We start from the raw sequence: 25729 nt of genomic DNA, 5'->3' as shown, positions 1-25729 counted from the left end.
ATCCACTGCATTATATGTGAGATGAAACAGATTTATTCCGATAATCTGCTAGGATATAGACTCGATTTCCCTTATAATGAAAAGAAAGATTTTGCCGGATATAGTTATAGGGGGCTTCATTTCATGCTGCAGAATGAATCAATGAAAGAGAAAAGTATTTTTTTAATAGGGTTTATGGGAGTCGGAAAAACGACGATCGGAAAAGAATTAGCGAAAAAGCTTCAGCGCGAATTTGCGGATGTTGATCATCAGATAGAAGAAAAGTATAACATGACCATTCCAGAAATTTTTAGCCATTATGGAGAAGCTTTTTTTCGAAAAAAAGAAAAAGAACTAATTAAGGCGTTATCGGAACAGAAGGGGAAAGTGATTTCGCTTGGAGGAGGAGCTTTTCTACAAGAAGATATTCGCAATGTTTGTCTAGAAAAGGGGATTGTTATATATATCGATATGTCCTTTGAGGCATGGAAAAAAAGAATCCCATTTATTATTGATAGTAGACCTGTACTGCAAGGAAAGACTGAAGATGAAATAAAGGTATTGTTTAATGCGAGAAAAGAAATTTATAGGAACCACCATCTGAAAGTCACAACCGATGGAAACAAGGTAGAGGAAACTGTTGATACTATTATAGATTCTTTGGATATTACTTAGAAGAAAGCTGTTGGAGGGGAAAATGGTGAGTAAAAGCATAAAGGTAAGAGAGGTTATTATTGGAGAAGGAATCCCCAAAATTTGTGTTTCTCTTATTGGTAGAACAAAAGAAGAGCTAAGGGAAGAAGCAGCAGCCTTAAAGGAGCTGAGGATAGATATCCTTGAATGGCGTGCAGATTATTTCACAGAAATAAATAATAAAAAAAGGGTAATAGAAATGCTGCAGCAAGTAAGAGAAATAATTGGCAATATTCCTTTACTATTTACATTTCGTACAGCAAAAGAGGGGGGCGAAAGACAAATAGAGGAGCAAGAATATTTCTCGTTATACAAAAGTGTGCTAGAAACAGGACTGATTGATTTACTAGACATAGAGTTATTCATGGAGGCGGAAGCCATTAAAGAAGTTGTAAATATGGCCCATTCTAAACAAATTGCCGTTGTCGTATCTAATCATGATTTTGACAAAACACCATCTAAGGAAGAAATTGTTTCACGCCTACAAATGGCGCGCCAGCTAGGTGCTGATATTCCCAAAATTGCGGTCATGCCAAAATCAGTTAAGGATGTTATAGCATTATTAGATGCGACTGTTACGATGAAGGAAGAAGCCCCCAATCAACCGATTGTCACGATGTCAATGGGAGGAAAAGGAGCTGTGAGCAGGATGGCAGGAGAAGTATTTGGGTCTGCAATTACATTTGCTGCAGCAAATAAGGCATCTGCACCAGGACAAATTCCATTAGAAGAGTTGAGAACTATTTTAAATGTTCTACATAAAAGCTTATAACAAGGATTTCGTGTAAGAAACATCATTCTTATACGAAATCCTTGTTGTTATTTTTTAACTGTGTTTTTTTAAACTTGCTTATAGGAAGAATTACTTGATACACTCATCATTAAAATAATACCCATTAAGGGAGCGTAAATAGAAAATGGAAGTAAATCAAAGATTAGAACAAACAAATTCATTCTTTTCGACGCAAGCAACATTGCCCCTTGCTTTTCGAATAGAACAGCTGGAAAAATTAAAAAATGCTATTTTAGAAAAAGAACCTCTTCTTATAAAGGCATTGCAGAAAGACTTGGGAAAGCATCCTTTTGAATCCTATGCCTCTGAAATTGGCTTTGTACTTCAGAGTATTCGTCATACAAAGAGACACTTAAAGAGATGGATGAAGCCCCAAAAAGCAAAAAGTACATGGAGTCTATTTCCTTCAAGGGGGAAAACTGTATATGAGCCATATGGAACGGTGCTTATTATCGGTCCATTTAACTATCCTTTTCAATTATTAATCGAGCCTTTAATTGGGGCCATCGCCGCAGGAAATTGTGCGATCTTAAAGCCTTCAGAGCTTGTACCAACAGTTTCAGCTGTTGTAACAGACATGATAAATAATATCTTTGAGCCTGCCTATATTAGTGCGGTAGAAGGGGGGATAGAAACGAATCAAGCATTGATACAGGCTAATTTTGATTATATTTTCTTTACAGGCAGTACGAAGGTAGGGAAAATTGTGATGGAAGCAGCGTCTCAGCACTTAACACCTGTAACGCTTGAATTAGGTGGGAAAAGTCCAGTAATCATCGATGAGACTGCAAATTTAAATATAGCGGCCAAACGTATTATTTGGGGAAAAACGTTAAATGCCGGACAAACATGTGTAGCACCAGATTATATTATGGTACATGAGTCAGTTAAAGAACCCTTGATTGCTGAAATGAAAAAGACACTAGGGAACTATTTTGGAGAAGAGATTGAAGATAAAGAAGACTTTGGCCGAATTGTGAGTGATCGACATTTTCAGCGTTTAATAGCAATGCTAGAAGCTGATCGGAAGACCATCCTTTTTGGCGGGAAGAACAATCGAGATACACGTTTTATTGAACCCACGCTACTGGATGCTACGTGGGATTCCGCAACAATGCAAGAAGAAATCTTTGGACCGCTTTTGCCTATTTTAACTTATACAAATCTAGATGAAGCAATGAAGTCGATTAGGAAGCTGGATAAACCGTTAGCACTCTACCTTTTTACAAACAATAAGGAAACAGAAGCAAAAGTGATTCGTTGCCTATCATCAGGAGGTGTTTGTATTAATGATGTGTTAACCCACATTGTCCCGCCTAGTCTGCCTTTTGGCGGTGTAGGCGCCTCGGGAATGGGAGCTTATCACGGTAAATACAGTTTTAAAACATTCTCTCATCAAAAAAGTATCCTTAGGAAAAGTACTAAAGTAGATATTCCGTTTCTTTTTCCACCATACACGAAAAGGAAAGAGAAGGTAATTCGCAAAGTACTTAAATAATAATGAAGTGAAGAACCCCAATGACATGTATATAAAAAACTGAAAGAGAGTGGAACTTCTTAAAGATTAGTTCCCTCTAAATTCAGTAATTCCAAAAGTCTGCTCATAATTATAGCCATTAAAATAAATATCTAAATCGTGGAAGTAGCGATGCAGATTCCGCATGGCGACACGATCATCTTTCTCTGCCACTATTTGAGCATTTGTGCTAATATCACTAATATCCTGCTTAATTTGCTCATTGTTAACCTTTATATTCTTTATAGCCTCAAGGATGGATAAAGCTGCTTCTTTTTGTTTATCATAGTTTGTTGTTTCCAGTCTGCCCCAACCTAATGTTTCATTATAAAAATTATGCCATTTAGAAATAAAGGTGTGTCCACTTGTGCCATCTGCCAGAACAACCACTTCCTCATTGACTGGTGTATTGACCTGTTCTTTATCAAAGCTTTCTTCTGTCTCCGATGAAGCTTGTTTTACAACTGGACGGTCGTTTTCTTTCTGCATGGGGGATTTGCTGTCAAATAATGATTGGAAAATAAAATAGGAAGAAACTCCTATTGCGGTAACAGATAGTAAAATTATAATAGTCCAAGTCCAAAATTTCATATGTAAAATTTTGCCTCCCTAAGTAATATTCAACTATCAGTCTATCATTTGCGAAAAGGGAATACAATCATGCAAAACCCTTTGAATGATTATCTTGCTTGTATAAATTCATTAAAGCTGGACAAGGTAACAAAAAAAGGGAGTGTTGGTATGGAAGGAGACAACCATTTACCTAATGAGTTTAATCAGGAGATGCATCAATTATTGGAGGATTTAGAGGCGGAACTTAGCGAACTAAAAAATACGCTGGATGAAAAAGATTGCTGTATTTTAAACGATTTTGAGGAAGTAAATAAGTTATTTAAAAGTATTCATCATCGTGCAGCTACATTTTATTTACAATTATATTTAAAGCCATATACTAAGAATTTAGAAATCCTTACTGCTAGCGCCCAAGCTCTTTCTGATAAACGACATGGAGCGTTAATAGCTATTAAGCGTAAGGATTCTTTAGACAGATTGATTCATTCTGGAATCCCCTTACACGCAAAATTATCTGCTTCTTTACTAGAAGCAATTTTTTATCCTGGAAACCCATTGCACGATGGGGGAGTGTTAATCGAAGAGGATTCGATTATTTCTGCAGGCAATATATTTCCAACTGCAAGTAAATTTAACGGCAAGGATAAATTAGGAACAAGACATAGAGCAGCCATTGGGTTAAGTGAAATATCAGATGCATTAGTGATTGTTGTATCAGAGGAAACTGGGAGAATATCGTTTACATTGGATGGAGTATTATATCCTATTCAGCCAGGTGAGATAAATATAACCTAGCAGTATAGGAGTAGAATTAAAAAATTTGCATGGGGAAATACCATTCAAAAATAAAGAAACCTAAATACACGGTCGCCCTCCATAGAAGCTGTTAGAATGTCCGAATCCTTTCAGTATGAAGCGAACGAGCCTTCGCCTCTTAGGAAGCAAGGTGTATTCAGGTTGAAGAGTTGAATTTCAACTTATATTCAGATCACTATTTACAGATGATTACTATCTACAGTATTTTCAATAGAAACCTTAAAGAATATTCTTTAAGGTTTCTTGGAGGGTGCCTCTAGTTTCAGCATTTTTTTCAAAATGAATACCGGCATGCACCATTTTTTTTACTAACTCTGGTCTTAGTCCAGTAAGGATGGCATTACAACCCATCATAGATATACCAGCTAATACTTTTTCAAAATAATCAATTACATCCATTTCCATTTTTGCTGTACCTGAAAGATCTATTACTAATGTTTGGATTTTTGAATCTGATATATCGTTTAAAACTTTCTCCTCAATTACTTTAATTCTATACGAGTCAATGGTACCGATTAATGGTAAGACGGAAATAGATTGTTTAATAGGAATAATGGGAACAGATAAATGTTCAACCATTTTTCTTTGTTTATTCAGCATCTCATCTTTATAATGCGTATAGCTAAGGAAAAAATTATTTAAAAATTGATCTATCTTTTCATTAAATAATTTTTCCATGCCATAATAATCCTCGCGATTATGAATGATATCCTTATCCTCATCAATCATTCTGATAAAATGCCATAATGTTCTTCTGATGGCTTGAACCCATTCTAGCTTTAACTCTAAGGTCAAAGAGTGTTTAGCCCATGCAATTCCTTCTACTTTGGCAAAAGAAATTAAATCTGCCTCTTGTTGATCTACTGTGTAAAATATCAATTTTTTGGCGTTTTTTAATAAATCAATATTGCCTTTATTTAATATATCAGTAATTTTTATCGATACGTTTGTTGCTTCTGTCAGTAATTTTTGATTGAAGGTGTTCCCATTCTCATTAATGAAATTTTTTAATTCGTCCTTTATGTACATTATTGTGTTCATTTTCGTTACTCCCATGGATTCAATTTAAGTATGAAAAATACTAAACTACACAAATAATAGTCTTTAATAAAACATCTTTACCCTATTATAAACATATTTAAACCTCAAATATTAAAATATTGATTTAAAGTTTAAAAAAGAAGGAGATAAGCTGACTATATCACTTATCTCCTTTTTTTATTTATTTTACTAATTCTAATGATTGGTCTAATTTTTCTTTATCATGCTCTAATTGTTTATCCACATCATAGGCATAGTACATATTATTTTTAATCATATAGTTGGCGATTTTAGCATGATTGTCAATCGCTTCATTGAGTTGTTTCTTAAGGATTTCTCTTACTTGTGGAGAAGCTGTCTCTGTTAAGGCAACGGCGTACGTTCTTACCGTTGCTTTAGCAGAAACCAGTAGCTCCGTAGCAATTAACTCATCACTCATTTTTCCAGTGGCCTTTAATTTATCCATGAAACTCATTCTAATCACCTTCCCTTTATTGTTTTAGAATTTGCTGCAGTTCTTTGATTGCTTTCTCTGAACTGGATACATCATTATCTAGAATTGCTTTTAAAGTATCATCTTCAACCAGGGATTGTAATGCATAGGATTTTACTAGACAACTCTGTTTTAACGTCAGTACTTCATGTAATTCTAACGTTTCATGTATTGCTAATTTAGTAGAAGCCATGTTTCCTCTTTCTCCTCCTGTTGGACTTGTCTTTTCTGTACTTGATATAGCCGCAATTGGATAGATTTAAACCAATTGCGTATCCGATAGGAGTGAAATGAGCCGGTTAATTATTTCTAGAATTGGGATATTATAGAAATTTTTCGATTGATTTTCCTTATCTTTACACTAGTATATGTAAAGGCTTACAAAATTAGTGTACAATAGTTAAAAATATAATAAGGGAGATGGGAGATTGGTACACAGTTTAACAAATGGTGTCTATAAGTTTTGTGAATGGGTAACGCGACTAGCTTATGTAAATTTACTATGGATCTTCTTTACAGTTTTAGGATTGGGATTTTTTGGATGGATGCCAGCAAGTATTGCTCTGTTTTCCATTACAAAAAAATGGGTGAATGGGGAAAATGATATCCGCATTTTTCCTCTATTTTGGGCCAGCTATAAACAAGATTGGTGGAAAGGTAATATTCTTGGGATGATTTTCATGCTTATTTTTTTGTTGCTTTATTTGGATTTTCGGATTATTGGTATATTGGATGGCCCCACAACACTTCTTCTTTTTTTTATTTTTGGATTATTTCTTTTTTTTAGTACGACTTTTTTATATCTTCTACCAGTTTATACATACTACGATCTCAAGTTGTTACAGTGCATAAAATATGCATTTGTTATCGGATTTCTACGGCCTGCCCATACAGTAGGAATCTTTATGGCTGTATTTAGTATAGCTTTTCTGGCATCACTTCATATAACGCTTCTTCTATTCTTTAGTATTAGTACCCTTGCATTTGTTATTACCTGGCTGGCGTGCAAAGCTTTTGGCAGTATTGATCATCGTTTAAAGAAAGTGACCCAACAAAGGATTGGTTAAAAGGAAAAGGGGTTAACGATGAAACATTTCATTTTATCTATTTTAAATAAATACCGACAGTTAAAAATAAAGAAAAAGCTGACGTTAACCATTTTATTCATAATGGTTGGTTCTCTATCCTTTTTATTAATTGGATTTCAATATGCCTTTCATGTATATGATCAATTATATTATCAAAAGACAACAGAAGCATTGCATATGTCATCCAAGCAACTAGAAAAGGAATTAAAAAGTATTGAGGAAGTTTCCTTTTCCCTTATGACAGATAATAAAATTCAAACCATATTATCGGAAATAAAGCTGGATTCCAATCCATATCAGCGATATCAGCTGGATAATCAGCTTTGGGATCTGCTGACAGAGTATGTAGGATCTTCAAAATATATACATTCGATTCATATATTTGATGCTAATGGGAGGGAATATCGAGCTGGCGGGTATACATCATCCATTATTTCGAACAAAAAGGAGAAATGGATCGAGATAGGAGAAAGAAAAAAAGGAGCTAATCAGTGGGTAACAGAGACAGACAGCAATAAGATCTTTGCTATTCGCAAAATCAGAACCCATCAGAACTTGAGTTTAGATAATTTAGGCACACTCCTTATTCAAGTCAATGTAGATAAAATTGTAGAAGACAGTGTATCAGAAAATAATAAAGTGACAAGTAATATGATGATTAGCGGAGAAGATAATCAATTCTTTTATAAAGGAATATTCAAAGAAATAGAAAATATCCCCTATTTGCCGAATCAGAAGGTCGGCTATGAAATTCAGTCAATAGGCGGTCAGAAATACTTTATTACCCATACTTCTTCCTCCTATGTTAACTGGGTTTATTGGAATATTGTGTCATTTGATTCGATTATTGCAAAAGTGCAAACAACAAAATACACTATGCTGGCGATTTTCTTTTTGCTGAACTTAGTTGTTTTATTTATGGCAATCGTTTTTTCTAGTAAACTGACAAAGCCGATAGAACAGTTAGTGTCTGCGATGAAAAATGTCCAAAAAGGAGATTTATCCATAAAAAATACATTGCAGCCTATGCAAGCGAAAGATGAGATCGGCATTCTTACTGATCATTTTATCTTGATGATTGAACGTATTAATACATTAATCAAAGAAAACTATGAGAAACAATTATTAATTAAGGATACAGAATTTAAAGCATTACAGGCACAAATAAACCCCCATTTTTTATACAACACATTGGAATCGATTAATTGGCAGGCAAAGATGAATCGGCAAACTGATATTTCCAGTATGGTGGAGTCATTGGGTTACTTATTGCGGAATGCCATTAGTGCAAAAAATGATGCAGTTCTGTTAGAAGAGGAGATATTTATTGTAGATCATTATATAAGAATACAAAAATATCGATATGGTGACCGCTTAATTTTTCATAAAATGATACCTCCAGAGACGAAGAATTGCTATATACCTAAATTGATGATTCAGCCGCTCGTAGAAAATGCTATTCATTATGCACTCGAACAGATGATAGAGCCTTGCAAAATAACGGTCCATGCTGTTCTTAGAGAAAATAATTTGCATATTACAGTAGAGGATAATGGACCAGGAATGGAGGAGGAATTATTAGCAAAAGTTAGAAAGCAGGAAGTAAGAACAAGAGGAACTGGAATCGGCCTCTATAATATTGATTCACGGATAAAGCTTCTATACGGTGAGGAATTTGGTTTAATAATTAAAAGTAAACGAGGAACAGGAACACAAGTACATCTAATTATTCCAAATAAATGGCGGTGAGAACATGTATAGGGTAATTCTAGTAGATGATGAAAAAATCATTTTAGATGGCATTTCTAGTATTATTGACTGGGATATGTTACATACAAGGCTCGTGGGTAAGGCTGCCAATGGGATAGAAGCCTATCAATTAATTAAAAATTTACAGCCTCATATTGTTATTAGTGATATAAAGATGCCGGGATTAAATGGCATTGAGTTAGTTTCTAAAATTAAAAAGGAATATCCTTCTATCCATTTTATCCTTCTATCTGGATTTTCCGAATTTCATTTTGCGAAAAAAGCAATGGAGTATGGAGTTAAACATTATTTATTAAAGCCTTGTAACGAAAAGAAAATTATGGAAGCGATCCAACAGACGATTAGTGAAATTCGGATTAAAGAAAAAAGAAAGCGTTACTTGCTAGAAATGAAAAAGAAAATGGATACTGTGCAGCCTTTTGTAAAAAAGCAATTGCTGACAGAGCTTGTTACTAGTAAAAAATCAGAAAAAAACGTTTTAGCCTATTATCAGAGAATTTTTCATACTAGATTAGAAGATAAGAAAGTTTGTGTTGTGCTGTTTCATCTCGAAGGAGATTTTAACTATGAACATTTATTTATGTTAGAGAATGTTGGAAGCGACATTTTTGGATCACCCATTTTTTCGTCTAATATCGGAGAATATATATTGTTTCTAGTAGATGAAAATAATGGACAGGAAGAATTACAAGAGAGAATTGAAGAGATCCGTAAAAATTTCTATGCTGTCTACGAAATGGATATGACGGTTGCCGTGAGTGGAGCAGGTCCTATTACATTAACGCGAAAACTTTATCAAGAAGCGCTTGAATGTCTAAGTCATCGTTTTTATTTAGGAGAGGGAAGCATAATAACAAAAAAAGATATTCAGCAGGAACAGGAAATAAATAACTTGGAATTTGGGGATTTACCATTGTTTTTAGAAATAAAATCAGGAAATTGGAACAAAGTAAAGCAAGAGATGGACGATATATTCCAGCAAATTGCGGTTAAAAGAGATCCAATTCATTTGACAAGAACCTATGTTATTCAACTTTTTCTCACCATGATCCAAGCATGCTGTGCAAAAAGCCTGTCTGACTATATGGGGAAAATCACCTATTTACTAGAAGTGGATAGTATTCAGGCCATGAAGGAGTTTCTACTCCATCATACAAAGGAAATCACCTTTATCTATTATGAAAAACATAAATCTTCTCAGTCGCATATAATCGAGCAAATGAAAGAAATAATTAATAGTGAATTAAGCAATCCAGCCCTTTCCTTAAAGTGGGTTGCCAAACAGGTTTATATGAATGCAGATTATTTAGGCAAATTATTTAAGCAAGAAACAGGGGAAAAGTTTTCGACATATGTGACGAAAATGAGAGTGAATAAGGCAATGGAAGAAATTCAGAAGACGGATGATGTAAAAATACTAACACTGGCAGAAATGATTGGATTCGGCGATAATCCGCAATACTTTAGCCAGGTATTTAAAAAACATACTGGCTATACTCCTTCTGAATATAAGAACGCACGGTAGAAAAGCTCCTCATCTCTTTGAGAAAGAAGAGATGAGGAGCTTTTTTACTGATGGATTTTCTAAAATGAATACCTCTGTTTTTTAAACAGGATTTCTCTATTTTTTATATTCCATCATGTGATAATAACAATTAGAATCATAATGAAAGCACTTACAATAAAGAAGGAAGAGGGGGATTTGGTGAGGAAGATTCTCATTTTAGCCTTAAGTCTGTTTGTGGTAACAGCATTTAGCGGTTGTAGTGCATCTAGCAGTAACGAATCAGATGGAAAAAATGGCAGCGACAAGATTACCATCCGGTTTGCGTGGTGGGGTGGACAGCCTCGTCATGATTACACAACAAAAGTTATTGAGATGTATGAGAAGGAAAATCCTAACGTGAACATCGAGCCAGAGTTTGCTAACTGGGATGATTATTGGAAAAAGCTAGCTCCGCAGGCTGCAGCAAACCAATTACCTGATGTAATTCAAATGGATATGGCCTATTTATCTCAGTATGGAGAAAAAGGACAATTGGAAGATTTAACACCTTATCTTGAAAATGGAACAATAGATACAGCAAATATTCCTGAAAATAATATTTCAGGAGGAAAAATTGATGATAGCCTTTATGGGTTACCTGCAGGTGTGAACGTATTATCTGTTATTTCAAATGATCGCTTATTAAAAGAGGCTGGAATTGAGTTTGACAGCCAAACTTGGTCATGGGATGACTACGAAAAAACAGCCTTGCAGCTACAAGAAAAACTAGGAATCTATGGTTCGAATGGGATGCATCCCCCAGATGTATTCTTCCCATATTATTTAAGAACACAAGGGGAGCGTTTTTATAAGGAAGATGGTACAGGGTTAGCTTACAAGGATGATCAATTATTTATTGATTACTTTGAAAGACAATTGCGCTTAATCGAGGCAGATGCATCGCCAACTCCAGATGAACAAGCACAAATAAAAGGGATGGAAGATGACTTTATTGTAAAAGGTGCTACTGGATTTACATGGAATTACTCTAATCAATACTTAGCATTTTCTCAATTAACCGATGATTCACTTACTATTAACTTCCCTCCAGCACAAGAAAGTGCCTTATTCTTAAAACCAAGTATGTTATTCTCTATTCCGAAAAGTTCGAAGGTAAAAGAAGAGGCAGCAAAATTTATTGATTACTTTGTGAATAATGTGGAAGCAAATAAATTGATTAAAGGAGAAAGAGGGGTACCAGTTTCTACTGAAGTATCTGAGGCAATCAAGCCAGAGTTAAGCGAGTCAGAAACAAAAATTGTCGAATATGTGGAAGCTGCGGCACAGCATGCAACCGAGGCAGATCCGCCAGATCCAATTGGAAGCGCAGAAGTAATTAAATCACTGAAAGATGTTTCTGATCAAATATTATTTAAACAAATTAAGCCAGCAGAAGGGGCAAAGAAATTTAGAGAACAAGCAAATGAAATTCTAGGAAGAAATAAATAGGGAGCTGCTTAACCACACTATTGAAGCACATAATTTCGTTAAATCATAATATGTAAAACTTGAACTAGGCAAAAAACATATGCACGAAAAGTTCTATTTTGAATGATTCGTGCTTTATTTCTGATTAGAAAGGAGTTGGATTCGAAATGAAATCACGTGCATTAAAAGATAATTTATCCGGATACGCTTTTATATCACCATTTATTATTGGATTTACGACATTTACCGTTGTGCCGATGCTTATTTCCTTATACTTATCCTTTACTAATTATGATTTATTTACAACCCCGACATGGATAGGGCTTGGTAATTATAAAGAAATGTTCTTTGGAGATGAAAAGTTTTGGAAATCATTAAGTGTTACTTTTTATTATGTACTTGCAGGCGTTCCTCTTCGTTTAATGTTTGCTTTATTTGTAGCGATGCTTTTAAACCAAAACATGAAAGGAATAGGGATTTACCGCGTACTTTTTTATCTTCCATCGATTATCGGAGGTAGTGTGGCAGTTGCGATTATGTGGCGTAATATTTTTGGAAACGAAGGAGTAATCAATGCGTTATTGTTCTTTATGGGGATTGATAAGAAAATTCTGTGGTATCAAGATCCTACAAGCGCGTTATGGACATTGATTCTACTTGCTGTATGGCAGTTTGGTTCTTCCATGCTTATCTTCCTGGCAGGGCTAAAAAATATTCCGCCAACATACTATGAAGCGGCAAGTGTAGATGGCGCAAATGCCATTCGCAAATTTTTCAAAATCACATTACCACTCTTAAGCCCCATTATTTTCTTTAATTTAGTCATGCAAACAATATCTGCCTTTATGACTTTTACACCAGCTTATATTATTTCAAAAGGGGAGGGTGGTCCTTTAGATGGTACTTTACTATACCCGCTTTATTTATTCCAAAAAGCATTTAACTTTTTCCAAATGGGATATGCATCTGCCATGGCCTGGGTAATGTTGATTATCGTAGGTCTCACCACACTCATTCTATTTAAAACATCATCCTTATGGGTTTATTACGAGTCAAAGGAGGATTAATAAAGGTGGAGACAATTAAACAAGCAACAAATAATGTTATCGAACCAGACATCAGGCCAACAATAGAAAAGAAAAGGAAAAAAATCAGACCGAAAAAAATACTTTTTCATCTGATTACTAGCATCATTGCTATTATCATGCTCTATCCTGTCATATGGTTAATTGTGAGCTCCTTTAAAGAAAGTTCTTCTATCTTTGTTACTGCTCATTCGCTTATTCCGGAAAAATTTATTTGGACCAACTATGCAGATGGATGGCAGGGAATTGCTGGACAGTCCTTTGGTACTTTTATTAAAAACTCTTTGATTATTGTTGGACTTTCCACCATTGGCGCGGTAGTTTCGTCTGCGCTAATCGCTTATGGATTCGCGAGAATTCAGTTTAAAGGCAAAAGCTTTTGGTTTGCATGCATGATGGTGACGATGATGCTTCCACATGAAGTATTAATGATTCCTCAATATATCATCTTTGCCAAAATAGGCTGGATAAATAGTTTTAAACCAATCGTTGTTCCACAGTTTTTTGGGCATGCCTTTTTCATCTTTTTAATTGTCCAGTTTATTCGTACCATCCCTGTAGAGTTAGATGAAGCAGCTAGAATAGATGGATGCGGCCGCTTTAGTATCTTCTTTCGCATCATATTACCTTTGATAACACCGGCGTTAGCTACCTCTGCTATTTTTTCGTTTTATTGGAAATGGGAAGATTTAATCAATCCGGTTTTATATTTAAATAAAGCAGAATTATATCCAGTTTCCCTAGCTTTAAAATTATTTTTAGATACAGAATCAGCATCAAATTGGGGAGCAATGTTTGCCATGTCTGTTGTCTCATTATTACCAGTTATTTTGATATTTTTCTTATTCCAAAAGTATATTGTGGAAGGTATCAGTACAAGTGGCTTGAAATAGCACTGGGAAAAGAAATCTTTATAACTGAACATTTTCTTTATTCTTTACATGGAGGGAAAGAGATGGTTGATACAGGACTTTTGTTAGAAAAACAAAAAGTGGTTGGTTCGATAGAAAAGTTGATGGAGAATTTAGCGAGTATTAAAGATCAAACAGGTGAGTACTTACTACATTTTGATGGAGTTGTGGTGGATGATAAAAGCTGGGAAGTATGGAATTGGCCACAGGGTGTAGGCTTATATGGAATCTATAATTATTGGAAAATATCGAATGATCAAAAGGCAAAGCAAATAATCACAGAATGGTATTACCGAAGATTAAAAGAGGGAGTTCCACCAAAAAATGTCAATACGATGGCGCCTCTGCTTACCTTGGCATACCTCTATGAAGATACAAGGGATCAAACGTATTTACCTTATTTAGAGAAGTGGGCTGACTGGGTGCTATATGAAATGCCAAGGACAAAAGAAGATGGACTTCAGCACATGACCTATGGACCTGAAAATAAAAATCAGCTATGGGATGATACACTAATGATGACTGTTTTACCTCTTGCAAAAATTGGAAAATTGCTTCGTAACCAAATGTATATAGAAGAAGCGAAAAAGCAGTTTCTTATTCATACAAAATATCTTTGTGATCGAAAAACAGGATTATGGTTCCATGGCTGGACGTTTGAGGGGGATCACCATTTTGCAGAGGCTCTATGGGCACGAGGTAATTGCTGGATTACCATTGCTATTCCTGAAATAATCGATTTGCTTGAACTGCCAAAGGGAGATTTCTTTCGTGAATATTTATTAGAGACACTAACTAGGCAGATAGAGACATTAAAAGAATATCAACATGAAACAGGTATATGGCATACCTTGATTACCGACCGATCCTCCTATTTAGAGGCATCCGCCACGGCTGGCTTTGCGTACGGAATATTGAAAGCAGTTCACAAAAGGTACATTGGCTCGGAATATAAAGAGATTGCTTTAAAGGCAGTACAGGCAATTATCCAAGAAATAAATGAACAAGGTGCTTTACAAAAAGTATCAGTAGGAACTGGAATGGGAGAAACACTGGAATTTTATCGCCAAATTCCGATGACTACGATGCCATATGGACAGTCATTAGCTATTTTATGTCTATCCGAATTTTTATACACTTATTGTTAGCAGACAGTTATAAAGAGGAGGAAATAAATTTGCAAAAGCTATATCATGGTGCGGCTTTCTATCCTGAGCTATGGGATCAAAAAATTATAGAAGAAGACATCCAACTAATGAAAGAAGTAGGAATTAATGTGGTGCGTATAGGTGAATTTATTTGGTCCTTTATCGAGAAAGAAGAAGGAAATATGAATGTATCTTTTTTGAAAGAAGTGATTAAGAAATTGAAAGATAATGGTATTGATACTATCCTCTGCACACCGACTGCAACACCACCAATTTGGATGTCCTATCAACATCCAGAACGTATGCATGTAGATAAAAATGGTACTATTATGAGCCATGGAGCAAGGCAGCACGTTTGTACAAATAATGGCTATTTTCGTGAAAAGGCAGCCATTATTACGGAGACACTGGCAAAGGAGTTAGGAGAGTTGCCTGGTATCATTGCCTGGCAGTTAGATAACGAATTTAAATGTCATGTTGGAGAGTGCTTTTGTGATACTTGTAAATCTGAATGGCATCGTTGGCTAAAACAAAAGTATGAAACGATTGAAAATTTAAATGTAGCATGGGGCACACAAATATGGAGCCAATACTATCAAACATTTGAACAAATTCCACAGCCTAAACAAACACCTTTCTTGCATAACGCATCTTTATCAACAATGTATAAATTATTCACACATGAGAAAATAGCAGAGTTTGCAACAGAGCAAGCAGCTATTATTCGTCAACATTCAAATGCGCCTATTACACATAATGCAACAGTCTTTTTTGATCTGGATCAAGCATTGTTGTTTGAAACTCTAGATTTTGCCTCTTTTGATACATATGCGGTCCAGGAAAATGCTAGTTCCTTTATGATGCTGTGTGATTTGTATAGAAATATAAAGAAAGATAGACCATTTTGGCTGATGGAAACAAGTACTTCTTTTAGTGCCTCACTGGAAAGATATGCAAACCCACATTTAGATGGTTATTTGCAGGCAGAAGCAGCATATGCTTATGCTGCAGGAGCTGAAGGTTTTTGCTACTGGCTTTGGAGGCAACAGCGAAGCGGTTGTGAGATTTCTCATAGTTCTGTTATTAGTGCTTGGGGAAAACCAACAATTGGTTATAAAAATGTATTAGAAGTAGAACGAATTCGAAAAGAATTAGAACCGCTTCTGCTTCGGACGAAGCCAAAGCAAGCAGAGGTGGCGATTTGCTATTCGGACCGGGCTAAAGCCTATTTTCAAACAGAGCCATTTAATGGAGTTCAATATAAACAGATGTTAACGAGTTTTTATGAACGCTTCCTTTCTTTAGGGATTCAACGTGACTTGATTATGGAAAAAACAGACTTAGACGATTATAAAATATTGTTTACCCCATTTATTCCTTATCTTTCAACAGAATATATAAAAAGAGCTGAAACATTTGTTGAAAAAGGAGGAATATGGATTGTCGGCCCCCTTACCGGAGGACGTACGGGTGAACATACTATCCATACGAATTGTGCACTTGGCGAGCTCGAAAAGGCAGCAGGGACGGAGGCTTTATTTACAAATCCATTAGATGGAACGAATACAATAGGGGAAGCGTTTGGAATCACGGCAGAGTTAGGCTTATGGAGCTCAATTTTTAATACTGATAAAGGAGGAAATATTGGCTTAATCAAAGAAGGACTTGGTGCTGGAAGGGCATTTATCAAAGAGACTAAAAGGGGCAAAGGGAAAATAGTCATGCTTGGCAGTTTGCCACTTGGCAAATCAGGAGAAGAAATGCTTGAGGCATTAATTCAACATTATGCAGAAACAGCAGCTATTAAAAGGGAAATAAAAGCCACTCCTGGAACGGTTCTTATCCCGAGAGTTGGAGGGAATGCCACCTACTGGTTTGCGATAAATATGGATGGAGGAACTGGTGAAATAACCGTACCAGAAAATAGTTGGGAATGGGAAAGTAAGAAAAAGTTAGAGGAGGGAACATATAAAATTCCGGCATATAGCTACAAAATAATAAAGTCCTAAATATGATGATTATAGCTCCTAATAACCAAGTAGTATTAGGAGCTAGCAATTTAACTATGTTGTATTTTTTTTTAAGGATATGACAAAAGGATACTTTTAGAAGATTGATATTTAGGGATAGTTCCTTTATAATCAAAATAACAACGTTGTTATTTTGGTTATTCTCTCTATTTTTTGATATCCTCAATTGTAGATGGTGCACATCAGATAGCTTCATTATTTATCTATAAAATGTAATCGTTTTCTTTGTGTGTGTTCCGTATATGCAAAGTTTCTGATGATTATTGATGTGGCTAAAAACAAAAAAGAGTTCATTTAGTTTATGTTAGGCAATAAGCAAAATGGTTAAACAATAAGGAGGAAAAATCATGAAGAAGAAAACATATGCATTAGTTGGTACAGGTGGACGGGCAGAATTTTTTTATGGAGCAATAGCGCGGGATTTTCGAGATACGGCCGATTTAGTAGGTTTTTGTGATTTAAATCAAACGAGAATGGCTTATGCCAACCATCTATTAGAATCAAAGTATAATTATAAAAAGGTACCAACATATACAGCAGATCAATTTGAACAAATGCTGAAAGACCAAACCCCAGATTACTGCATTGTTACAACAATGGATCGCACCCATCATACATATATTATAAAGGCGATGGAATTGGGATGTGACGTTATTACAGAAAAGCCATTGACGATTGATGAAGAAAAGGCACAGTCTATTTTAGATGCAGTGAAACGTACAAATAGAAAACTACGAGTAACTTTTAACTATCGCTATGCTCCCCATAATACCAAAATTAGAGAATTAATTGAAGATGGAGTAATTGGAGATGTGCATGCTGTACATTTTGAATGGCTACTGAATACAGAGCATGGAGCAGATTATTTTAGAAGATGGCATCGAGATAAACGGAATAGTGGCGGCTTGCTTGTTCATAAATCAACCCATCATTTTGATCTTGTTAATTTCTGGCTGCAGTCCTATCCAGATACTGTTTTAGCAATGGGGGACTTGATGTTTTATGGAAGAGAAAATGCGGAGAAACGTGGGGAAACTAAGTTTTATCAAAGAGCTTATGGCAGTAAATATGCAATATCGGATCATTTTGCCTTACACTTAGAAAAAAATGAACACTTAAAGGAAATGTATCTGAATGCCGAAAAAGAAGATGGGTATCAGCGAGATCAAAGTGTGTTTGGAGATGGCATTAGCACCGAAGACACATTAGGATTAATAGCTAAGTTTAAAAACAAAGCAATTCTTACGTACTCTTTACATGCTTATGCACCGTGGGAAGGGTTTAATGTTGCCTTTAATGGAACAAAAGGAAGAATTGAAATGAAAGTAATCGAAAAATCGTATGTTAATTCTGGTGGGAATAAAGAGGAGGAAGGGGCGCTATCCTCCATGAGTATAACTGTTCATCCAATGCTAGGAAAGCCTTATGAGGTAGAGATTAATGAGGGGGAAGGGGGGCATGGCGGTGGAGATCCTGTTTTACTTCGAGACATTTTTGGGGAACCAATCGAGGATCGGTTTCATCGTGCCGCCACCCATATTGACGGCGTGAAATCTATCTTAACAGGAATTGCCGGAAATATTTCTATAAAAACTGGCATGCCGGTAAAACTAGATTCATTGGTGAGATTTTAGATAAAGTGATAGTTTGTAAGAGGAAATTTCTAATTTCATAGAAGTCTCCTCTTTTTATCTAGGATAATTTGTGCAGGAATTTGTAATTTTTAATTCTGGTTCCATAAAAATTTTAGTTTCTACTTCTTCGTCATTAATCACTTTCATCAATATTTCAATCGTTTTTTTACTAATTTTGTCTAATGGAACTCCGACTGTCGATAAGGGCATATCAAAATGCTCTAGTGCTGGAAAGTTATCATAACTAATAATAGAAATATCATTTGGTATGGATAGTTTAGATTCAGAAATAGCTTGAAGAGCACCGCGCGCAAGATCATAACTTCCTGTAAGAATGGCAGTTGGCCGTTTAGGTAAAGTAAGTAATTGCTTAGCAGCCTCATAACCGTCATATTGATCAAAATTATTCACTCGTATTTTTTGAAAAGAAAAAGTCGGTAATTCTAACTCTAAAATCGCCTCTTCAAAACCCTTGACCTTTTCTTTTTGCAGTTCATCACTTTCTACATCTCCAATATAGCTAATATAATGATGACCAATCTTATGAAGATATTGTACCGCATGATAAGTTGCTTTTTGGCGATTTACATCAATAACAGGATAAGGCGTTTGCTTATTTGCTAGTCCATGCATAACAATAGGAACAGCTGAATGAGAAGAAACAATGGATTGACTAGTATCAAATGCTAGTATGGCATCTACTTGATAGCGGCTGAAGATTTTTAAAGCAGACTCTACTTCATTTATAGATATCAATGTTGTATAAGAAAGCTCCTCCAATTCCTTGTTAATAGTTGTAATAAGCTTTGAGAGAACGGTTTGTTCAATGGTAGGCCAAACAACACCAATAGTAAAAGATTTTTTGGAAACGAGGCTTCTTGCTGCAATATTGGGTTGGTAACCTAATTCCTTAGCAACTGCCATAATGAGATCCTTCGTAGGTTTTTTTACTAATGGACTATCGCGAAGTGCCTTTGAAACAGTGGAATAGCTTACTCCCGCGCTTTTAGCTATATCTTTAATGGTGACACTCATCTTCACCCCTCCGATTCATTCATAAATAAAAATAACAACGTTGTTTTCATATTATTATATCGACTGCCTTGCCTTTTAACAAGAAGGCATCTTCGATAGAAAGATACTTGATAAATTAGTGAATATTATTTTGATTCGAAGTTTACTGATTTTTCTTGTGAAGTATGTCTGATAAAGGTATAATAAATTTATCATACAAAGAAAAGAGGTGGGAAAGGATGTTAAGTTCAACCGTTTTAGTGCAAGGTTATATGATGGAAAGTCTCTATATTAACCGTGCGAAATTTGCGATTGTAGTTGTTAACGGGATAAGTGTGCCCTTTTTTAAACAACTAAATAGCAAATTAAAACGGTGAAAACATCTCTTACCCACATCTATATGGACGGTAAAAGGAGTGCATTTTCATGCGCTCCTTTTTGCATGGATTTTCGAAAATCAGAAGTCTTTAGAAAAGTACATGGAAATTTTTTATAGCCATAGATGTAGCAGGTTATATGGATAGAAAAGAGGATAGGTCTTTTCTATAGCAGATAAGTCATGGAGAAATTGTTTTTCCATGGCTTTTTGTGTTGCTTTAAATGGACTGGAATCGTCCGTTTAGAGGTTGGGAAAAGAGATAATCATAACAAAGGAGAGCGGTAAAATGATTATTTGCAGCGTAAATAAGATAGCGAAAATGTATGGAGGAAACACGATATTTGAAGATATTTCTATAGAGATCAAGGATAAGGAAAAAGTAGGTCTTGTTGGCAGAAACGGAAGTGGCAAGACAACCTTGTTTAGGCTTCTAGCTGGGAAGGAAACACCAGATGCTGGGCAAATACATTGGAAAAAAGGCATGAAAATTGGGTATTTAGAACAAATACCAGAATTTAAACCAGAATGGATGGCAAAAGATGTTTTAAAGCAAGCATTTTCAAATCTAGTTATCATCGAAGAGAAGATGAAACAGATGGAGCAGGAAATGGCGAAGGACAACTCTCCAAGCCAATTACAGCTTTTAATCGAGGAGTATGGAAAACTGCAAGAATTTTTTACAAATGCTGGCGGGTATGAGATGGATGCCAAGATTGAAAAGATTGTAAACGGGTTAAATATTCAGCATTTAGTAAACAAAAAATATGGAGATTTAAGTGGAGGAGAACGAACTAAAATTGGTTTAGCCATGATTCTTCTGGAAGAACCAGATTTCCTTTTATTAGATGAGCCGACAAACCATTTAGATTTAATGGCAGTGGAGTGGCTAGGAAGGTTTCTTCAAGATTATAGTGGAACCATTTTACTTATTTCACATGATCGCTACTTTTTAGATGAAGTAATTCAAAAAGTTATCGATTTAGAGGATGGAGAAGTAACGACCTATCATACTAATTTCACTAATTTTACGAAGGAAAAGGAAGAAAGGCTTTTAAGAGAATTTCAAGCATACGAGGAACAGCAAAAGAAAATCAAGAAAATGAGGGAAGCGATTAAACGCTTGCGCGAATGGGCCAATCGTGCCAACCCGCCTAATGAAGGACTTCATAAGCGTGCGCGAAACATGGAACGGGCTTTAGAGAGGATGGAAAAATTAGCCCGTCCAATTATTAATAGAAAGAAAATGAATTTTGAAATGGAATCAAGTGATCGAAGTGGGAAGGACGTAATTCAACTTCGCAATGTTTCAAAAAGTTTTGGAGGGCAAATCCTATTTAAAGATGTACAGATAAAGATTAACTACAAGGATAGGGCAGCTATTATTGGAGAGAATGGTACAGGGAAATCAACTTTATTAAAAATGATTCTTCAGCAAATCAAGGCAGATGAAGGAGAAATCAAGATTGGAAGTAATGTTAAAATCGGTTATCTTTCTCAGCATACCTTAACAGAAATGGAAGGAGAAACAGTTATCGAGGCTTTTCGAAATGCAGTATCTGTGACAGAAGGGGAGGCACGACATATTTTAGCGCAATTTCTCTTTTATGGATATTCTGTTTTTCGAAAGACTGCCAATTTAAGTGGCGGAGAAAGAATGAGGCTACGATTAGCCCAGCTGATGCATCAAGAAATTAATCTGCTTGTTTTAGATGAACCAACGAATCATTTAGATATTGATTCTCGTGAAGTATTGGAAGACGCTCTTGAGAATTTTGATGGTACTATACTGGCTGTTTCCCATGATCGCTATTTTTTAAATAAGCTTTTTCAGAAGATTTATTGGATTGAGTCACAAGAGATTCAATGCTATGAAGGAAATTATACGTATGCACGAGAAAAGTCACAGGAAAGGAAAAGGACACAAGTGCATATAGACGAAACAATAACATCGAAAAAAAAGATGCAGCCGATTAAGAAAAGCCAAAGAACCGAATCAGCCGTTAATCTAGTGGATTTGGCAAATGAACTGGAAGAATTGGAGAAGGAGATATCAGAAGTAGAGAGAAGAATAGAAACAGAGACGGAATGGGAGAGCTTAGCACAATTTTTATCGGAAAAGGAAGGGCTGGAAAGAAGATGGGAAGAACTATATAGCCTTATGAATAGCAAATAAAAAGGAGAAAGGCTGCCAATAATCAGCCTTTCTCCTTTTATTTCACATTAATTATTTTGCACAACGCTTACGAATATATCCTTTATCTTTATGATAGAGAACTAATGCAATAATTAAAATGATGGCAGATATCCAGATAGCTTTAGTGCCAAATTGAGAGGTTGTAAACGTTCCTAGTAACGCTCCGAAAATAAAAGAGCCGATTATAAGGGAAAACTCTTTAAATTGGGTTCTTGCCTCTTGACTTTGCTTGATAAAAGCAGCATAAGCCGCTTGCGTCGCAGTTCGTAAATTACCTGTAGTCATTGTAGAATTATAGGCCCATTTATCGAGTTTATTAAAAGTAGATATTTGTAAGGATGATACAAAGGAAATACTTGTTGTCACAATAATGTTTGGTACAGATGCCGGCAAGAAGCCGACGATAATTAAAACAATACATTCCAATATTAGAATCGACCGTCTATAGCTGTATAAGATCTCTCTTAAAGAAGGAATCTTCACAATTTCTGAGACTAGCACTCCTAAAACAAAAGCTATTAATGGGGGAATATAATGAAGGGATTCTCTCCATTCGCCAGTTGCTGCGTTCACTGCAAACAAAACAATATTCCCTGTTTGCGCATTGGCGAATACGCCGTCCCTGCTAATAAAAGTATACGCATCTAAAAAGCCGCCAACCATTCCCAATAAAGCGGCTAAGAATACGGAATTAGAAGATAAAGAGGGAATTGGTTTTAATTTATCAATCATGGTATTACGCTCCTTGCAAGATAATTCTTTCCTGAAATCTATAAGGAAAAACATTACTATCTTAACATAAAACATTTCAAGAGGAATTGGATAAAAACCGAATTTTTTATGGATTTATATATTAAACGCTTTCTCTGTGTTTTAAACAAAGTAAAAAATGTCAATTATTCTTTTAAAAATAAAATGTAAATTTTTCGTAAACGATATTAATTTCATGTAAATAATATTCAAGGATAGTGTAAATTCTTGTCGAGTGTTGTTATGATAACTTGGTATCTGTCTTAACAGTATAAGGATTTAGGGGGGACAAACATTTGGAAATAAATTATCAAGAGATGATCTTCCAGTTTCTTGGAGGGTTAGGGGTATTTCTTTTTGGTATTAAATATATGGGAGATGGTTTGCAGAATGCTGCAGGTGATCGTCTTCAAGAAATTTTAGACCGGTTTACGACAAACCCGTTTATGGGAGTATTGGCTGGGATTTTTGTAACGGTCTTAATTCAGTCCAGCTCAGGAACAACAGCCATAACGGTAGGATTAGTAAGTGCTGGCTTCATGACCTTACGCCAAGCCATTGGGGTTATTATGGGGGCAAATATAGGTACGACGGTTACGGCTTTTATTATTGGAATTGATATTGGAGCATATGCCTTACCAATTATTGCAGCGGGTGCTGTTCTTTTATTCTTCTTTAAAAATACAAAAATTACTTCATTAGGACAAGTTGTATTTGGTTTTGGAGCATTGTTTTATGGATTAGAATTAATGAGTACAGGCATGAAGCCGTTACGTTCTTTAGAAGCATTTCATGAATTAACAGTAAATATGAGTAACAATCCAATTTTAGGAGTAGTAGTTGGAACAGTATTAACATTAATTGTTCAAAGTTCTAGTGCCACTATTGGAATTTTACAAGAGTTATTTGCAACCGATGCTATATCGCTGAAAGCCTCTTTACCAGTATTATTTGGAGATAATATCGGAACAACAATTACAGCAATTCTTGCTGCCATTGGTGCTTCTGTAGCTGCAAAAAGAGCTGCGATGGTGCATGTACTCTTTAACATTATTGGAACAGTGATATTTGTAATAATTTTGGTGCCATTTACGCATTTTATTTCGTATTTACAGGGTGTTCTTGGATTAAATGAACCAATGACAATTGCCTTTGCGCATGGGATATTCAATGTATCCAATACAATTATTCAATTTCCTTTTATCTTTGCACTAGCTTGGCTTGTGACAAAGTTAATTCCTGGAGACGATGGAGCAATTATTACGAAGCCTCAGCACTTAAATACAACATTTATTGAGCATTCTCCTTCGATTGCTTTAGGACAAGCAAAGGAAGAGCTAGAGAGAATGAAGGAATTCTCGATAAAAGGTTTAGAAGAAACATTTAAATATTTGCAGACTGGAGAAAAGAAATATAAAGAAAAAGCACTGCAATACGAACAAGGGATAAATAATTTAGATAAAGAAATTACCAAATATTTAGTCGAACTTTCATCTAAAGCTCTTACACCTCATGAAAGTGAAGAATTTTCTATTTTAGTTGATTCTATTAGAGATATTGAAAGAATCGGGGATCATATGGAAAATATCGTAGAGCTTGTAGAGTATAAAATCAATAAAAAAGTAGAATTTTCAGCAGATGCAAAAGTAGAATTAGAAGAAATGTATGATTTTACAGTGGAAACGCTAAAAACTTCATATGAAAGCTTTTTTGCAAATGATAAGGAGCTTGCTAAAAAAGCTATTACGAATGAAGAAGAGATTGATAAAATGGAGAAAAGATATCGAAAAAAGCATATCAGTCGCTTGAATGAACGAAAATGTAGTGGGGATGCAGGAATTGTTTTTGTCGATATCATTAGCAATCTAGAAAGAGTAGGAGATCACGCTGCAAATATAGCAGAAGCGATAGCTGTTTCTAAATAAAGATAGTATTGGATCACATCGTTCATTTACATGTGGTCCTTTTTTTAATAGACATTAATAGATTACGAAATTCTCTATTTCAATTGATAAATTTACAATTGACTAATATAAATTTCACATGATTAAGTTATCTTTAGTATAAGTAATTACCATTTATACAATAGTAGAGAAGGAAAGCTATTGCCAGATACTGTAACAATAGCTTACAATTTAATCAAAGTAGCAATAGTATTGTTCGTAATAAGAAATAGTTGTTTTAATAAACTATAAAAGAAAGGCATAGGATGATATGAAGTGGACTAGATGGTTATCCCTCCTGCTTATATTAGGTGGAGTACTTTTTATTGGATATGGCGTTTGGAATATTATGGATACGAAAGCGCAAACTAAGAATTCTTTATCCGAAGCTAAGGCAGCCATTAACAAAGGGAATGAAAAGTGGGTGGATAAAGAAAGTAAACGTTTTGTCCCATCTATTGGAGATGCTGTTGGACTATTAAAGATCGACAAAATTGATGGGGAATTACCAATTGTAGAAGGAACAGATCCAGATGATTTGGAAAAAGGGGTTGGACATTATAAAGGCAGCTTCTATCCAGATGAAAATGGACAAATCGTCTTATCGGGCCATCGTGATACGGTCTTTAGGAGAGCAGGAGAATTAGAAATAGGCGACGAGCTTAAAATTGTTTTACCATATGGAGAATTCTCTTATCAAATCACTGCCACTAAAATAGTCGAGGCCGATGATCAATCAATTATTACACTAGATGATACACAAGAAGAACTTATCCTGACAACATGCTATCCATTTCGCTTTGTTGGCAATGCACCGCAGCGTTATATTATTTATGCTAAAAGAATAGAGTGATTATACCAATTCTTAATTCCCATAACAAGGGAATTAAGAATTTACACATATT

General features: G+C 35.3%; 23 protein-coding genes. 17 read left to right on the top strand and 6 right to left on the bottom strand.

Going from position 1 to position 25729, the window contains the following annotated elements:
* Positions 1–123 precede the first annotated feature (123 nt).
* The 3 genes from NX902_RS19095 (at position 124) to NX902_RS19085 (ending at position 2963) form a co-directional block, all read left to right on the top strand.
* Positions 124–654: a shikimate kinase gene (locus NX902_RS19095; RefSeq protein ID WP_095330424.1), complete on the top strand. Its 531-nt coding sequence runs from the start codon at positions 124–126 to the stop codon at positions 652–654.
* Between the two features lie 25 nt (positions 655–679).
* Entirely contained in the window at positions 680–1444 is a 765-nt protein-coding gene (gene aroD / locus NX902_RS19090) for a type I 3-dehydroquinate dehydratase (protein ID WP_095330450.1), read from the top strand.
* A gap of 145 nt (positions 1445–1589) precedes the next feature.
* On the top strand, positions 1590–2963 hold the full coding sequence (locus NX902_RS19085; protein WP_095330425.1) for an aldehyde dehydrogenase: 1374 nt from the start codon (positions 1590–1592) through the stop codon (positions 2961–2963).
* 66 nt (positions 2964–3029) lie between these two features.
* On the opposite strand, the gene NX902_RS19080 is transcribed toward NX902_RS19085, so the two are convergent.
* Positions 3030–3572 carry a hypothetical protein gene (locus tag NX902_RS19080; RefSeq protein WP_341160913.1) on the bottom strand — a complete coding sequence of 181 codons (543 nt, stop codon included), beginning with the start codon at positions 3570–3572 and terminating at the stop codon, positions 3030–3032.
* Positions 3573–3722: 150 nt separating this feature from the next.
* Here NX902_RS19080 and cdaS point away from each other — a divergent pair, with 150 nt between their 5' ends.
* Complete coding sequence (cdaS, locus tag NX902_RS19075) at positions 3723–4349, top strand: sporulation-specific diadenylate cyclase CdaS (RefSeq protein WP_095330451.1); 627 nt, start codon at positions 3723–3725, stop codon at positions 4347–4349.
* Between the two features lie 240 nt (positions 4350–4589).
* Here cdaS and NX902_RS19070 read toward each other — a convergent pair whose 3' ends face one another.
* The 3 genes from NX902_RS19070 to NX902_RS19060 all read right to left on the bottom strand — a co-directional run bounded on the left by NX902_RS19070 (position 4590) and on the right by NX902_RS19060 (position 6097).
* Positions 4590–5411, bottom strand: a complete 822-nt coding sequence (locus tag NX902_RS19070; protein ID WP_095330427.1) for an STAS domain-containing protein — start codon at positions 5409–5411, stop codon at positions 4590–4592.
* A gap of 181 nt (positions 5412–5592) precedes the next feature.
* Positions 5593–5886, bottom strand: coding sequence for a spore coat protein (locus NX902_RS19065; RefSeq protein ID WP_235850282.1), 294 nt, complete (start codon positions 5884–5886; stop codon positions 5593–5595).
* A gap of 16 nt (positions 5887–5902) precedes the next feature.
* On the bottom strand, positions 5903–6097 hold the full coding sequence (locus tag NX902_RS19060; protein WP_095330428.1) for a spore coat protein: 195 nt from the start codon (positions 6095–6097) through the stop codon (positions 5903–5905).
* Positions 6098–6332: 235 nt separating this feature from the next.
* Here NX902_RS19060 and NX902_RS19055 point away from each other — a divergent pair, with 235 nt between their 5' ends.
* The 9 genes from NX902_RS19055 (at position 6333) to NX902_RS19015 (ending at position 18544) form a co-directional block, all read left to right on the top strand.
* Positions 6333–6971: a YesL family protein gene (locus NX902_RS19055; RefSeq protein ID WP_095330429.1), complete on the top strand. Its 639-nt coding sequence runs from the start codon at positions 6333–6335 to the stop codon at positions 6969–6971.
* 18 nt (positions 6972–6989) lie between these two features.
* The gene (locus tag NX902_RS19050) at positions 6990–8741 is read left to right on the top strand and encodes a sensor histidine kinase (protein WP_123260627.1); all 1752 of its coding nucleotides are present in this window, start codon (positions 6990–6992) and stop codon (positions 8739–8741) included.
* A gap of 4 nt (positions 8742–8745) precedes the next feature.
* Positions 8746–10287, top strand: coding sequence for a response regulator transcription factor (locus tag NX902_RS19045; RefSeq protein ID WP_341123162.1), 1542 nt, complete (start codon positions 8746–8748; stop codon positions 10285–10287).
* Between the two features lie 180 nt (positions 10288–10467).
* Entirely contained in the window at positions 10468–11757 is a 1290-nt protein-coding gene (locus NX902_RS19040) for an ABC transporter substrate-binding protein (RefSeq protein ID WP_095330433.1), read from the top strand.
* Positions 11758–11903: 146 nt separating this feature from the next.
* Complete coding sequence (locus NX902_RS19035; protein WP_095330434.1) at positions 11904–12803, top strand: carbohydrate ABC transporter permease; 900 nt, start codon at positions 11904–11906, stop codon at positions 12801–12803.
* Between the two features lie 38 nt (positions 12804–12841).
* Positions 12842–13714 (top strand): carbohydrate ABC transporter permease, encoded by an 873-nt coding sequence (locus NX902_RS19030; protein ID WP_235850283.1) that lies wholly within the window; start codon positions 12842–12844, stop codon positions 13712–13714.
* Between the two features lie 62 nt (positions 13715–13776).
* Entirely contained in the window at positions 13777–14880 is a 1104-nt protein-coding gene (gene bglB, locus NX902_RS19025) for a beta-galactosidase BglB (protein WP_341160912.1), read from the top strand.
* Positions 14881–14909: 29 nt separating this feature from the next.
* Positions 14910–16889, top strand: coding sequence for a beta-galactosidase (locus NX902_RS19020; RefSeq protein ID WP_341160911.1), 1980 nt, complete (start codon positions 14910–14912; stop codon positions 16887–16889).
* A gap of 368 nt (positions 16890–17257) precedes the next feature.
* Positions 17258–18544 (top strand): Gfo/Idh/MocA family oxidoreductase, encoded by a 1287-nt coding sequence (locus NX902_RS19015; protein ID WP_123258172.1) that lies wholly within the window; start codon positions 17258–17260, stop codon positions 18542–18544.
* 54 nt (positions 18545–18598) lie between these two features.
* Here NX902_RS19015 and NX902_RS19010 read toward each other — a convergent pair whose 3' ends face one another.
* A complete protein-coding gene (locus NX902_RS19010) occupies positions 18599–19579 on the bottom strand; it encodes a LacI family DNA-binding transcriptional regulator (protein ID WP_095330439.1) in 981 nt (326 codons plus the stop codon).
* 218 nt (positions 19580–19797) lie between these two features.
* Between NX902_RS19010 and NX902_RS19005 the strand changes: the two genes are divergently transcribed.
* Both NX902_RS19005 and abc-f read left to right on the top strand, forming a co-directional pair.
* Positions 19798–19935: an RAxF-45 family protein gene (locus NX902_RS19005; RefSeq protein WP_164463690.1), complete on the top strand. Its 138-nt coding sequence runs from the start codon at positions 19798–19800 to the stop codon at positions 19933–19935.
* Between the two features lie 288 nt (positions 19936–20223).
* The gene (gene abc-f / locus NX902_RS19000; protein ID WP_163187827.1) at positions 20224–22110 is read left to right on the top strand and encodes a ribosomal protection-like ABC-F family protein; all 1887 of its coding nucleotides are present in this window, start codon (positions 20224–20226) and stop codon (positions 22108–22110) included.
* A 51-nt stretch (positions 22111–22161) separates the two neighbouring features.
* Here abc-f and NX902_RS18995 read toward each other — a convergent pair whose 3' ends face one another.
* Positions 22162–22863 (bottom strand): YoaK family protein, encoded by a 702-nt coding sequence (locus NX902_RS18995; RefSeq protein ID WP_095330441.1) that lies wholly within the window; start codon positions 22861–22863, stop codon positions 22162–22164.
* Between the two features lie 314 nt (positions 22864–23177).
* Between NX902_RS18995 and NX902_RS18990 the strand changes: the two genes are divergently transcribed.
* Together NX902_RS18990 and NX902_RS18985 are read left to right on the top strand one after the other, a co-directional pair.
* Entirely contained in the window at positions 23178–24806 is a 1629-nt protein-coding gene (locus tag NX902_RS18990) for a Na/Pi cotransporter family protein (RefSeq protein WP_171509906.1), read from the top strand.
* Positions 24807–25095: 289 nt separating this feature from the next.
* Positions 25096–25677, top strand: a complete 582-nt coding sequence (locus NX902_RS18985) for a class D sortase (RefSeq protein ID WP_095330442.1) — start codon at positions 25096–25098, stop codon at positions 25675–25677.
* Positions 25678–25729 lie beyond the last annotated feature (52 nt).

Origin of the sequence: Niallia sp. FSL W8-0954 (assembly GCF_038005605.1) — a bacterium.
GTDB classification, from domain to species: domain Bacteria; phylum Bacillota; class Bacilli; order Bacillales; family Cytobacillaceae; genus Niallia; species Niallia circulans_A.
The sequence above is the reverse complement of the archived record's forward strand: the minus strand, read 5'-3'. Positions and strand labels throughout refer to the sequence as shown.

Excerpts from the sequence above, each read along its gene's own strand:
- NX902_RS19035 (WP_095330434.1), top strand. The coding sequence starts at position 11,904 with ATGAAATCACGTGCATTAAAAGATAATTTATCCGGATACGCTTTTATA.
- NX902_RS19010 (WP_095330439.1), bottom strand. The coding sequence starts at position 19,579 with ATGAGTGTCACCATTAAAGATATAGCTAAAAGCGCGGGAGTAAGCTAT.
- NX902_RS18985 (WP_095330442.1), top strand. The coding sequence starts at position 25,096 with ATGAAGTGGACTAGATGGTTATCCCTCCTGCTTATATTAGGTGGAGTA.
- bglB (WP_341160912.1), top strand. The coding sequence starts at position 13,777 with ATGGTTGATACAGGACTTTTGTTAGAAAAACAAAAAGTGGTTGGTTCG.
- NX902_RS19005 (WP_164463690.1), top strand. The coding sequence starts at position 19,798 with ATGTTAAGTTCAACCGTTTTAGTGCAAGGTTATATGATGGAAAGTCTC.
- NX902_RS19060 (WP_095330428.1), bottom strand. The coding sequence starts at position 6,097 with ATGGCTTCTACTAAATTAGCAATACATGAAACGTTAGAATTACATGAA.
- NX902_RS19085 (WP_095330425.1), top strand. The coding sequence starts at position 1,590 with ATGGAAGTAAATCAAAGATTAGAACAAACAAATTCATTCTTTTCGACG.
- cdaS (WP_095330451.1), top strand. The coding sequence starts at position 3,723 with ATGGAAGGAGACAACCATTTACCTAATGAGTTTAATCAGGAGATGCAT.
- NX902_RS18995 (WP_095330441.1), bottom strand. The coding sequence starts at position 22,863 with ATGATTGATAAATTAAAACCAATTCCCTCTTTATCTTCTAATTCCGTA.
- NX902_RS19065 (WP_235850282.1), bottom strand. The coding sequence starts at position 5,886 with ATGAGTTTCATGGATAAATTAAAGGCCACTGGAAAAATGAGTGATGAG.
- NX902_RS19070 (WP_095330427.1), bottom strand. The coding sequence starts at position 5,411 with ATGAACACAATAATGTACATAAAGGACGAATTAAAAAATTTCATTAAT.
- abc-f (WP_163187827.1), top strand. The coding sequence starts at position 20,224 with ATGATTATTTGCAGCGTAAATAAGATAGCGAAAATGTATGGAGGAAAC.
- NX902_RS19050 (WP_123260627.1), top strand. The coding sequence starts at position 6,990 with ATGAAACATTTCATTTTATCTATTTTAAATAAATACCGACAGTTAAAA.
- NX902_RS19045 (WP_341123162.1), top strand. The coding sequence starts at position 8,746 with ATGTATAGGGTAATTCTAGTAGATGATGAAAAAATCATTTTAGATGGC.
- NX902_RS19080 (WP_341160913.1), bottom strand. The coding sequence starts at position 3,572 with ATGAAATTTTGGACTTGGACTATTATAATTTTACTATCTGTTACCGCA.
- NX902_RS19095 (WP_095330424.1), top strand. The coding sequence starts at position 124 with ATGCTGCAGAATGAATCAATGAAAGAGAAAAGTATTTTTTTAATAGGG.
- NX902_RS19015 (WP_123258172.1), top strand. The coding sequence starts at position 17,258 with ATGAAGAAGAAAACATATGCATTAGTTGGTACAGGTGGACGGGCAGAA.